Genomic DNA, 10,605 nt, shown 5'->3' on the forward strand with positions numbered 1-10,605 from the left:
GCACCCGAAACGCCACTCACGACCCGCCGCACCGAAGCCTCACCAGCGGACCCGGCGGTCTACGGCGACCCAGTTCGTTTCCCAGGTCGCCCCGCCGTCGGCGGAGAACGCCTGCTCGAACCGTGCCTCGTCCTGGCCTTGCCGGAAGACGAGGAAACGCACCTTGATCGGACGCCCGCCGAGCTGGTCGTCGCCGTGGAATTCGCCGACGCCGTCGCGGAACCCGCCGTGGACCGACGGGGTGAGCAGACCGTCGCGCATGTTGACGAAGGTCAGGCTCCAGCGCTGCGCCTGCGGTTCGAACAGCCGCAGGTTGAGCGCGTCGATCCGCCCGTCCGGGCCCGAAACCTCGAATTCGAGGACGTTCGCCCGCCGGTCCATGAGCGGCCGGACGGTGCTGGTGCCCGCGAACTGGAGCCACTGGTCCGCGGATTCCGAAAGCGGCTCGGCGAGCACCCGCACCGTGGAGCGCCAGGTGCCGATCTCCCAGTCGAAAGCCCGCTGGGGATCGGTGCCCGAGGTCGACGCGCCGCCCGACGCCGCCGTCGCGATCAGCATCAGGGCCGAAAGGCCCACGGTCAGGATTCGTTTGTATGGCACGGTCATGGTCCGACTATCCGAGCGGAGGACGACCATGGACAAGAAGGCACCTCTGGGTAACCTTCCCCGTCCCAACCCGCTGCCGGGCTGTCCGATGGCCGCGGCGTTCGCCGCGATCGGCGGGAAGTGGAAGCTGACGCTGCTTTACTGGCTCGCCCACGGCGAGTCCCATTTCGCCGGCCTCCGCCGCCGGGGCGCCCCCATCACGCCCAAGGTGCTGGCCGAACAGCTCCGCGAGCTCGAAGCCGACGGGCTCGTCGAACGCGTGGTGACCGGACCGGTCCCGGCGCGCGTCATCTACCGGCTCACTCCGTACGGGACCACGGTGCTGCCGGTGGTCGAGGGAGTCCGGGTCTGGGGCGAGGCGCATCTCGAACGCACCCGTGGCGATGCCGCCCCGAACGCGGCGATGGGTTGTGCCGACGCGATCGGATAGCGCACTCGCGTGATTGGAGGCGGAACTCGCGTGATTGAACGGCGATCTCGCGTGATTGAACGGCGATCTCGCGTGATTGGGGGCGGAACTCGCGTGATCAGACGGCGCGCGTTCCGGAGCGGCGGGCGGCGGTGGCCGTGGCGAGGGTCCGCAGGACCTCTTGGGTGGCGGCGATGTCGATACAGGCGTCCGTGATGGACTGGCCGTAGGTGAGCGGGCGGTCGGGGTGGAGGTCCTGGCGGCCGGCCTGGAGGTTGGATTCGAGCATGACGCCGACGATGCCGCGCTGACCGTTCCTGATCTGTTCGGCGATCTGGCCGGCGACGACGGGCTGCCGGAGGTGGTCCTTGCGGCTGTTGTCGTGGCTGGCGTCGATCACGACCCGGCGGGGCAGGCCCGCGTTCTGCAGTGTGGTGAGCGCCGCGCGGACGGACGCCGGATTGTGGTTCGGCGCGCTGTTCCCGCCGCGCAGCACGAGATGGCAGTCCGGGTTGCCGACCGTGTGCAGGATCGCGGGCAGGCCGCTGGGGTCGACGCCGGGGACGACGTGCCGGGCTTCGGCGGCGCGGATCGCGTCGACCGCGACGCCGACGTCGCCGTCGCGGCGGTTCTTGAAACCGACCGGCATGGAAAGACCGCTGGCCAGCATGCGGTGGTTCTGGCTTTCCACGGTGCGCGCGCCGATCGCACCCCACGAGACGGTGTCGGCGAGGTACGCCGGGATGGTGGTGTCCAGCCATTCACAGGCGGCGGGCAGCCCGCCCTCGGCGAGTTCGAGGAGCAGATCCCTGGCGATGCGCAGCCCGCGGTTGACGTCGCCGGTGCCGTCGAGGTGCGGATCGTTGATGAGCCCCTTCCAGCCGCCGACCGTGCGGGGCTTTTCGAAGTACACGCGCATGATGACCAGCAGTTCGTCGGCGAACCGGCCGGCGAGGGCGGCGAGCCGGTCGGCGTATTCGAGTGCCGCGGCGGGATCGTGGATGGAACAGGGGCCGGCGATCACGAGCAGCCGGTCGTCCGTGCCGTCGAGGACGCGGAGGACGTTTTCCCTGCCGTGGCGCACCGTGTCGGCCGCGGTCGCGCTGAGCGGCAGTTCGTGGTGCAGCAGGGCGGGCGTGACCAGCGGGACCATCCGGTCGATGCGCTGGTTGTCGAGTTCGACCGTGGCGATGGTTGTCATCACAGATATCCAGGGTTTCTGCCGGCACCGGGTGCGGGAAAGCCGGGATTTCCCGGCCCGGACGGCGGTCTCGGGTGAACTGAGAGGCAAGCCCGGCATTTACTCGAGCGGGAATTCTCCTACCCCGAACCTTCCACCATTCGCCACGCGGGACAATGGTCCAACCCGGATTCAGCGCCCGGTCCAGATCGGATGCCGTTTCTCGGCGAAGGCACGGGCTCCTTCGCTCGCGTCCGCGCTCGTCCGTCGCCGTTCTTCCCACGGATACGAGGTTTTGAACGCTTCTTCGAGCGGGAGGTCGAGCGAGCGCAGCGCGGCCTCTTTGATCGCCCGTACCGAAAGCGGGGCCGCGCGCACCAGATCGTCCGTCCATTCGGCGACACATCGGTCCAATTCGGCGAACGGCACGACTTCGTTGACCAGCCCGTGCCGCAGCGCCGTCGCCGCGTCCATTCTGCGCCCGGTCAGCAAATAGCCCATCGCCACTTTCTGCGGAAGCTGGCGCGGCAACCGGAACACCCCGCCCGCCCCGGCGATCAGCCCGAGACGGACCTCCGGCAGGCCGAAGACCGCTTCGTCGGAGGCGACGACGATGTCGCACGCGAGCACGAGTTCGAAACCGCCGCCCAGCGCGTAGCCGTGCACGCGCGCGACCACCGGTTTGGACAGCGTGAACCGGTCGGTCAGCCGGGGATGCCCCGGCTGGCCGCTGCTGCCGAACGTCGACGCCGCGACGCCTTCCTCGGTCAGCCGCGCGCGTTCCTTGAGGTCCTGCCCGACGGAGAAGGCACGCTCCCCCGCTCCGGTCAGGACCACCGCCCTGACGTCGTCGTCGGCTTCGACGTCGTCCCAGATCCCGGCGAGTTCCGCGTGCATCCGCCGGTCCATCGCGTTCAGCACTTCGGGCCGGTCCATCGTCACGTAGGCGACGTGGTCCTTCTTCTCGTACCGGACCCCGTTCATCGCGAGCCCACCGCGAAGCCGTCCACCTTGCCGATCACGTCCGCGCCGTAGATGCGCAAAGCCTGCTGCAGCGCGAATTCGGCGATATACCGGCGGAATTCCTCCGGTGGTTCCTCGGAAAGGTTCACCATGTGCCGGTTGGCCGCCACGGCTTCCCCGTCGAGCCGGGCCAGCGCGTCGTCGACGGCCTCGTCCATCCGCTCCGGAGGGACGACCTCGTCGATGATCGACCGGGCGTCCGGCTCGTCCGCCCGGAGCGTGCGGCCGCCGAGGATCACCTGCCGGGCCACGCGCGGCCCGGCGATCCGCGAAAGCCGGAAGTTGGCCACTCCGGGGATGATCCCCTCCTTGGCCGCGGGCAGGCTGAGGTACGCGTCGGACGCCGCCAGCACGTGGTCGAAGACCAGCAGCAGCTGGGTCCCGCCGCCGATGGCGAACGAATCGACGGCCGCCATCCAGGGTTTGCCGGTGAACCGGGAATGCCAGGAATCGTCCGTCAGCAGACCGCGGAAGATCTTCTGGATGTACCCGGTTTCCCGTCGCAGCAGGAAATCCACCAGCGGGATGTCACCGGAGCTGAGCTTCTTGAGGTTGATCCCCGCGCAGAACACCCGGCGCCCCAGATAGCGGGGATGGCTCATCACCCCGCCCCGCAGCAGTGCCACCCGGACCGAGGGGTCGAGCAGCACCAGGTCGACCGCGGTCTCCATGTCGTCGACCTGCTGGGCGTCCTCGGCGTTCAGGCAGTCGTCCCGGCACAGGGTCAGATACGCGACGCCGTCCCGCCGCTCCAGCCGGACGGCCTCCATCTGCAAGACGCCGGTCTCGAGGAACCCGGGCAGCAGCCGCCGGGCCCTGGCGGTGGGCCGGAGCATGGCGTCGAGCAGATGCGGGCCCGCCTTCGGCGCGCGCAGGATCCCGCGCAGGAAGATGCCCTGATCGATCTCGCGCCCTTCCTTCTCCGCCTGCGGCCGCGCACGCTCGGCCGCCATCTGCTCCTCCGACGGCACCAGACCGGGGAAGGCGAGCGCGGCGGCCCGGACGAGTTCGTCGATCCGCAGGTACCGCGTCCGGCCGTCGGTGAGTTCCGCGTAGATCCCCTCCGCGTGCGCCTCGACGAAGTCCGCGCGCGATTTCCGTACGTCGTCGTCGACCCGGTGGGCCTCGCCCGCCAGGGCCCGGAGGTCGAGCCCTGGCGGGCTGTCCGTCGTCACTGCTTGGCTTCCCGCCGCAGGGCCCGGTCCGCCGCGGCGAGGTGGGAACCGAGCGCCTCCTCGAAGGTGGTCGAGCCCGCTTCGAAGATCAGCTGCCGCCGGATCGCCGTCTCGGCACCGTCCATGACGAAGTCCAGCTCGGCGAGCGTCTTCGACGGGTCGGCGGACACCTCGTCGATCAGGTCGAGGGCGAGCGCGCGGTCCGTGTCGAGCGGGGTTCCGAGCAGCACGGCCCGGCGGATGCCCGCCGCCCCGGCCTGTTTGGTGAGCCGGTACACGGTCATCCCCGGCCAGGTGCCGCCGCCCGCCGAGGCGAGCCGCAGCGTGGTCCCCGGCGCGGCGATCCGGATGTCGGCGGCGAGGAGGAGATCCAAGGCCATTCCGGCGCATTCGCCCGACGCCACCGCGGCGGTGAGCCTGGCGACGCGTTCGAACCGGCGCACGACCCGCTCCCATTTGGACACGAGCCCGACCGCCAGCCCCTTCGCCCAGTCGGCGGGCGGGGCGCCCGTGACGTGGATGACGACCGGTCCCGGTTCACGCTGGTCTTCGGCCCGATCGCAGAGCGCGTCGATCTCCTCGACGGCCGCGGTGGACAGCGGACGGGATCCGTCGAAGCGCAGCACCAGTTCGCCCTCGATTTCGTTACGCGTCACCATTGGATAAGCGCCATTTCGATTGTGGAGCCAGGCCCCATGGTCATGAGCACGCCGTAGTCCCCCGGGCGGGCGACGTCTTCGTCGGCGAGCCGCTCGTAGGAGAAGAGGAAGGAGCCGCTGGAAAGGTTCCCGTAGTCGCGGAGCACACCGGTGGTGTGGCGCACGTCGTACCGGCTGAGGCCGAGGTTGACGACGACGGCGTCGATCACCTTCTTGCCACCGGAATGCACCAGCCAGTGGCCGATGTCGCTGCGGCGCAGACCCGTCCCGGACAGCAGCCGGTCGATGACGATTTCGGCGTGCGCGCCGACCACGTAGGGAATCTGCGGGTCGAGGAAGAAACTGAACCGGTCCTGGTCACGGTCCCAGTCGTAGCGCATCGCGTCGGCCGCGTCGGTGATGATGTAGCTGGCGAATTTGAGGACGCGCGGACCCGGCACGCGTCCGTCACCGGAAACCACCGCGAGCGCCGCGGATCCGTCGCCGAAAAGACTGTTGACCACCGCGGTCCGCATCGTGCCGTCCAGCGCGTAGGCGGCGGAACACGCCTCGCTGCACAGGACGACGCCGAGTTCGCCGGGATGCGCCGCGGACCAGCCCGCGACCACGTTGAGCGCGTTGAGACCGGCGTTGCAGCCCATACCGACGATATCCGACCGGCTGCAATGCGGATCGATGCCCATTTCCCGGATGACGAGCGCGCTCAGCCCGGGCGTCAGGAAACCGGTCGAGGTGACACAGCACAGGTGACGCAGATCCGAAAGCGTCGCTCCCGCCGACTTCAGGCAGGCTTCGAGCGCGCGGCACCCCATGTCGACGGCGATCTTCTTGTGCTTGTCGAGGAGGTCGCCCTGCGGCTCGGCCGCGCGTGTGCCGCCGGGCCCCTCCGGCGGCAGGGTGAGGAAACGCCGTTCGATGGCGCTGTTCTGGAAGACCGAGCGGATCTTCGGATCCTCGATGCCGAGGATTTCGAGCAGTTCGGGCTGCGAGTAGGACGACTCGGACACCGCGGTGCCAACGCCGGCGAATCGGGTGATCTCGGTCAATCCATTGTGGACGGCAAGGTCCGCGGTGGTTTCGGCTAGAGCAGTCATCGATACATCCATCCCCATGTTCTCAATTTGCTCCGGAGCAGCTGCTTGAACCGCGCAGCGCGCATCGATCTCACCTTTCTCTGCTAGTCGGGTTTCAGGCGGTCTGAGGGACTTCGGACAGTCGTCGTTCGATCTCCACGCAGGTGGCGTATTCCGGCAGCAGTCCCTGCCGTTCCGCCTCGGCGAGCGTGATCGCCACCTGGTCCCGTTCGGACAGGATCGGCTCGGTACCGGGGTCGACGGGCAGGCCGAGCGCGGGATCGAGGACCGAGAGGGCGAGTTCGTTCTCGGGGTCGTAGGCCGTGGAGAGCAGGTACCACATGACGGTGTCGTCTTCGAGTGCCACGAACGCGTGGCCGACGCCAACGGGGAAGTACATCGAGCGGTGGTCCCGCTGGTCCAGCAGGACCGCGTCCCATTTGCCGAACGTCGGCGAGCCGACCCGGAGGTCGACCACGATGTCCAGCGCCTGGCCGCTCGCGCAGTAGACGTACTTCGCGGTACCCGGCGGCGTCGTGGTGTAGTGGACGCCCCGCACCACGCCGCGTTTGGACCTGCTGTGATTCGTCTGCACCGTCCGGAAGAGCGGGCCGCCGTGCGCTTCGGCGAAGGCCTCTTCCTGGAGCGGCGAGACGAACAGGCCACGATCGTCGGGGAAGACGCGCGGGGTGAACTCGATCGCGCCTTCGACGGCGAGTTTGCGTGCTTGCACAGGTACTCCCGTGGTCGGCGTGATCAGAGGCTGGACAGCACTTCGCGGACCGCGTGGACGACCTTGTCCTGCAGATCGGGGGAAAGCGCGGGATACATCGGCAGCGAGAAGATCTCGGTCGCCAGTTTCTCGGTGACCGGCAGCGAACCCTTCTCGTAGCCGAGGTGGGCGAATCCGGTCATGGTGTGCACCGGCCACGGGTAGCTGATGTTCAGGTGGATGTCGTACGCCTTGAGCCGCTCGATGATCTCGTCACGTCGCGGATGCCGCACCACGTAGACGTAGTACACGTGCTCGTTGCCGGGAGTGGTCTCCGGAAGCTTCAGATCGGTGTCGCCGAGGCCCGCGACATAGCGCTCGGCGACGGCCCGGCGGCCGGCCGTGTACGCGTCGAGCCGGTTGAGCTTACGCCGCAGGATCTCCGCCTGGACCTCGTCCAGCCTGCTGTTGTGGGCGGGCGTTTCCACCGTGTAGTAACGCTCCTCCATACCGTAGTAGCGCAACCGCCGCAGCCGCCGGTCCACGGCTTCGTCGGAGGTGATGGCCGCGCCGCCGTCGCCGTACGCGCCGAGCACCTTGGTGGGATAGAAGGAGAACGCGGCCGCGTCGCCGGTCGTCCCCGCGATCGTGCCGTTCTGCCGGGCTCCGTGCGCCTGGGCACAATCCTCCAAAATGGACAGTCCGTGCTTCGCGGCGAGCGCCTTCAGCGGGGCCATGTCCACGCACTGGCCGTACAGATGCACGGGCAGCAGGCATTTGGTGCGTTCGGTGATCGCGGCCTCGACCTGGCCGGTGTCCATCAGGAAGTCTTCTTCGCGGACGTCGACGAAGACCGGGGTGGCCCCGGTGCCGTCGATGGCGACCACGGTCGGGGCCGCGGTGTTGGAGACGGTGATCACCTCGTCACCCGGCCCGACGCCCAGCGCCTGCAAGGCGAGCTTGATCGCGTTCGTCCCGTTGTCGAGACCGACACAGTGCCCGACGCCGTGGTACGCGGCGAATTCCGACTCGAAGCCGCGCAGGCTCGCGCCGAGCACGAGCTGGCCGGAGTTGAAGACCGTCTCGACCGCGTCGAGCAGATCGGCCCGCTCGGCACCGTATTCGGCGAGGTAGTCCCAGACGCGCGTGGTCATTTGTGAACCTTTCCCTGAGCTGATGACGGCAAAGCGGCGACGGTGCGGCGCACTCCCTCGGGCAGCGAGATCTCCGGGCGCCAGCCGGTGACCGCACGAAACGGCGTGGAATCGACGGTGATGCTCCGGAAGTCCGTCTCGGGCGCCTGCGGCGGAGGCTCCACACAGGACACTTCCACCGGGTTCTTCCCCGTGTGCCCGGACACTTCCTTCGCGACGAGCTGGAAGACCTCGTCCAGCCGGTCCCCCCGGCCCGCCCCGATCAGCCAATGCCCGCCCGCCAGCGAATCCGGATGGTCCAGTGCCGCCGTGAACGCCGACGCGACGTCGTCGACGTGAACCAGGTCGCGGCGCACCGTGCCGTCGCCCCAGATGGTGAGCGGCAGGCCGTCGAGCGCCCGCCGCGCCATGGTGGACACCACGCCGCGATCGTGGTTCGCGCCCTCGGCCGCGGTCTCGCCGAAGATCGTCGGCAGCCGCAGGCTGATCCCGCGCACCAGTCCGTCGGCGGTGGCCTTTTTGAGAAGTTGTTCCGCTTCGAGTTTCTGCACGTCGTAAGGAGTCGCCGGGTGGTCCGGTTCGGTCCCGTCGAGCGGTTCCCGCGGCGGCACCCCGACCTGCGAGGTGGACCCGGCGAACACCACCACCGGAGGCGGCCCGTCGCCGCCGCCGATGATCTCGACGAGGTCCCGGAGGACTCCCACGTTCACGCGTTCGGCGCCCTCGGCGCCACGCCAGCCGCCGTCACCCAGCAGCAGATGGACGACCGCGTCCGAGCCCGCGACCACGCCGGCGAGTGAGGCGCGGTCGGTGAGATCGGCGGCGACGACGGTGATCGCGGCCCGGCCGGGCGGGGGCGTGATCCGCCTGCGCGCCACCGCCCGCACCCGGATCGGCCGCCGCGCCAGCGCGCGCACGACGGCCGAGCCGACGAATCCCGACGCGCCGAGGACGGTGATCGTCTTCATCTCAGGCACCGCCCCGTGGCTGCGCCGCCGCGGCGTTGAGGCAGGCGAGAAGCGTGCGGGCCTCGACGTTGACGTAGTGCCCGTGCCGGGTGAGCGCGGTGAGCTGCCCCGGGGTGACCCAGGCGTAGCCGGGCGGCGGCTCGACGGTGTCGTCCGCCTCGATCGCGAGATAGCGCGCCCGGACGCTGAGGAAACGGCCGCCTTCTTCGGAATGTATCGCCTCGTACCGGATCCGCGATCGCGGTGCGCCGAGGACCATGTCGAGGAAGGGCGGCCGCTTCTCCGCGGGCAGATGCAGGTAGTTCCGGGGCGTGCACTGGACGGTCGGCGCCAGCTCGACCGTGTCCAGGAACCCGCCGTCGGCGCGGGCGTGCGCAAGAACATGCGGAACGCCGCCGAAATCACGTATGAGGAACGCGATGAGCCCCATCCCGACGGATTCGATCAGCGGCTGGGTCCAGGTGACCTTCTCGCGGTTGCTGCCTTTCACCGCGACCGCGAGGACCCGGAAGTAGCGGCCGTCCTCGTGCTCGATCGCCTCGACGCCCCGCTTCCAGTCACGCACGTCCTTGAGCGGGATGCGCCGGGCGCGCACGTCGTGGCGCGAACGCTCGTTCGTGAACCACGACAGGAGCTGGACGTCGGAGAACAGCGCGCCGGGGGCCTTGTCGTGATACGGCAGGCAGGAGAGCACGCTCCTGGCGTTCATGTTGACGGTCTCGTCCTCGTGCAACAGCTGCGCGATCTGCCCGAGGGTGAGCCAGCAGAAGTCGTCCCACAGCGGCACTTCGTCGGCGGTCTCGACGATCATGTTGCGATTGGACTTCTGCAGGAACCACGATCCCTGCTCCGCCTGGAGCACGTCGACGATGACCCGCTCGGGGTCCGGCGGGGCGAAATACTCGATCAGCTTGACGTTCGTGCCGCCGTGCGCCTTCGTGTAGTTGCTGCGGGTGGCCTGCACGGTCGGCGACAACTGGACCAGGTTGGGGTTCCCCGGCTCCATTTTGGCCTGCATCAGGAAATGCAGGACGCCGTCGAACTCCTTGGCCAGAATGCCGAGGATGCCGACTTCGGCCTGTTTGATGACCGGCTGCTGCCACTCGCGGTAGGGGCCGTCGCCGTGCGGGCCGTCGGCCTCGACCACGTGCAGCCCTTCGATGGTGAAGAACCGGCCGCTCCGGTGCACGATGTTGCCGGTCCCGTCCTCGAATCCCCACTGGTCCAGCGCGGCGAACGGGATGCGTTCGACGTGGAATACGTTGGCCTCACGGCGTTCGGCGATCCACGCGCGGACGTCGGCGGTCCGCAGATGCGCGCCATCGGTGGTGGCGGCGGACAAGGCGACACGGTCCGCGTGATCCTGACCGTCACGGGGACGCACCAGTGTCGAAGGACTCCTTGTCATGGCCGTCTATCCCCTTTGCGTGCCAACGAAGATTTCGCTTTCTACGCCCCGCGCCCTGACGGAAAGGTAACTTCGATCAGGCGGAACGGTCCAGATCGTCCAATCCGTTTGCGGGCAGGCCGGCTGTGTGGTGAAGGCTGAGACGTGTTGCGAAAGCCACTTTCGCAACGTTGATGGTTGCGAAAGTTTCTGTATGAAACCCCCCCGGCACAAAACCACCGAACGTACCGGTGCAAAG

General features: G+C 68.7%; 11 protein-coding genes. 1 reads left to right on the forward strand and 10 read right to left on the reverse strand.

Features of this window, described 5'->3' with window-relative positions:
• Nucleotides 1-39: 39 nt before the first annotated feature.
• Complete coding sequence (locus tag ACFWIW_RS36795) at nucleotides 40-606, reverse strand: hypothetical protein (protein ID WP_378372708.1); 567 nt, start codon at nucleotides 604-606, stop codon at nucleotides 40-42.
• A 28-nt stretch (nucleotides 607-634) separates the two neighbouring features.
• On the opposite strand from ACFWIW_RS36795, the gene ACFWIW_RS36800 reads away from it, so the two are divergent.
• The gene (locus ACFWIW_RS36800; RefSeq protein WP_378372709.1) at nucleotides 635-1,036 is read left to right on the forward strand and encodes a winged helix-turn-helix transcriptional regulator; all 402 of its coding nucleotides are present in this window, start codon (nucleotides 635-637) and stop codon (nucleotides 1,034-1,036) included.
• A gap of 97 nt (nucleotides 1,037-1,133) precedes the next feature.
• Here ACFWIW_RS36800 and ACFWIW_RS36805 read toward each other — a convergent pair whose 3' ends face one another.
• From ACFWIW_RS36805 to ACFWIW_RS36845, 9 genes are all read right to left on the reverse strand, one after another.
• Nucleotides 1,134-2,216 carry a 3-deoxy-7-phosphoheptulonate synthase gene (locus tag ACFWIW_RS36805; RefSeq protein ID WP_378372710.1) on the reverse strand — a complete coding sequence of 361 codons (1,083 nt, stop codon included), beginning with the start codon at nucleotides 2,214-2,216 and terminating at the stop codon, nucleotides 1,134-1,136.
• Between the two features lie 171 nt (nucleotides 2,217-2,387).
• Complete coding sequence (gene dpgD, locus ACFWIW_RS36810) at nucleotides 2,388-3,179, reverse strand: enoyl-CoA-hydratase DpgD (RefSeq protein WP_378372711.1); 792 nt, start codon at nucleotides 3,177-3,179, stop codon at nucleotides 2,388-2,390.
• Nucleotides 3,176-4,393 (reverse strand): (3,5-dihydroxyphenyl)acetyl-CoA 1,2-dioxygenase DpgC, encoded by a 1,218-nt coding sequence (gene dpgC, locus ACFWIW_RS36815; RefSeq protein ID WP_378372712.1) that lies wholly within the window; start codon nucleotides 4,391-4,393, stop codon nucleotides 3,176-3,178. Before dpgC ends, dpgD begins: the two co-directional genes overlap by 4 nt.
• Nucleotides 4,390-5,052, reverse strand: a complete 663-nt coding sequence (dpgB, locus tag ACFWIW_RS36820; RefSeq protein WP_378372713.1) for an enoyl-CoA-hydratase DpgB — start codon at nucleotides 5,050-5,052, stop codon at nucleotides 4,390-4,392. The genes dpgC and dpgB overlap by 4 nt, the downstream gene beginning before the upstream one ends.
• Nucleotides 5,046-6,146 (reverse strand): 3,5-dihydroxyphenylacetyl-CoA synthase DpgA, encoded by a 1,101-nt coding sequence (gene dpgA / locus ACFWIW_RS36825; RefSeq protein WP_378372714.1) that lies wholly within the window; start codon nucleotides 6,144-6,146, stop codon nucleotides 5,046-5,048. Before dpgA ends, dpgB begins: the two co-directional genes overlap by 7 nt.
• A 94-nt stretch (nucleotides 6,147-6,240) precedes the next feature.
• Nucleotides 6,241-6,858: a dTDP-4-dehydrorhamnose 3,5-epimerase family protein gene (locus ACFWIW_RS36830; RefSeq protein WP_378372715.1), complete on the reverse strand. Its 618-nt coding sequence runs from the start codon at nucleotides 6,856-6,858 to the stop codon at nucleotides 6,241-6,243.
• Nucleotides 6,859-6,881: 23 nt separating this feature from the next.
• The gene (locus ACFWIW_RS36835) at nucleotides 6,882-7,991 is read right to left on the reverse strand and encodes a DegT/DnrJ/EryC1/StrS family aminotransferase (RefSeq protein ID WP_378372716.1); all 1,110 of its coding nucleotides are present in this window, start codon (nucleotides 7,989-7,991) and stop codon (nucleotides 6,882-6,884) included.
• The gene (locus tag ACFWIW_RS36840) at nucleotides 7,988-8,959 is read right to left on the reverse strand and encodes an NAD-dependent epimerase/dehydratase family protein (RefSeq protein ID WP_378372717.1); all 972 of its coding nucleotides are present in this window, start codon (nucleotides 8,957-8,959) and stop codon (nucleotides 7,988-7,990) included. The genes ACFWIW_RS36835 and ACFWIW_RS36840 overlap by 4 nt, the downstream gene beginning before the upstream one ends.
• 1 nt (nucleotide 8,960) lies before the next feature.
• Entirely contained in the window at nucleotides 8,961-10,367 is a 1,407-nt protein-coding gene (locus ACFWIW_RS36845) for an NDP-hexose 2,3-dehydratase family protein (RefSeq protein WP_378372718.1), read from the reverse strand.
• Nucleotides 10,368-10,605: the final 238 nt, after the last annotated feature.

The organism is Amycolatopsis sp. NPDC058340 (assembly GCF_042723975.1).
GTDB lineage: Bacteria > Actinomycetota > Actinomycetes > Mycobacteriales > Pseudonocardiaceae > Amycolatopsis.

Coding starts and splice junctions, on each gene's coding strand:
- ACFWIW_RS36795 (WP_378372708.1), bottom strand. CDS start 606: ATGACCGTGCCATACAAACGAATCCTGACCGTGGGCCTTTCGGCCCTG.
- ACFWIW_RS36800 (WP_378372709.1), top strand. CDS start 635: ATGGACAAGAAGGCACCTCTGGGTAACCTTCCCCGTCCCAACCCGCTG.
- ACFWIW_RS36805 (WP_378372710.1), bottom strand. CDS start 2,216: ATGACAACCATCGCCACGGTCGAACTCGACAACCAGCGCATCGACCGG.
- dpgD (WP_378372711.1), bottom strand. CDS start 3,179: ATGAACGGGGTCCGGTACGAGAAGAAGGACCACGTCGCCTACGTGACG.
- dpgB (WP_378372713.1), bottom strand. CDS start 5,052: ATGGTGACGCGTAACGAAATCGAGGGCGAACTGGTGCTGCGCTTCGAC.
- dpgA (WP_378372714.1), bottom strand. CDS start 6,146: ATGACTGCTCTAGCCGAAACCACCGCGGACCTTGCCGTCCACAATGGA.
- ACFWIW_RS36835 (WP_378372716.1), bottom strand. CDS start 7,991: ATGACCACGCGCGTCTGGGACTACCTCGCCGAATACGGTGCCGAGCGG.
- ACFWIW_RS36840 (WP_378372717.1), bottom strand. CDS start 8,959: ATGAAGACGATCACCGTCCTCGGCGCGTCGGGATTCGTCGGCTCGGCC.
- ACFWIW_RS36845 (WP_378372718.1), bottom strand. CDS start 10,367: ATGACAAGGAGTCCTTCGACACTGGTGCGTCCCCGTGACGGTCAGGAT.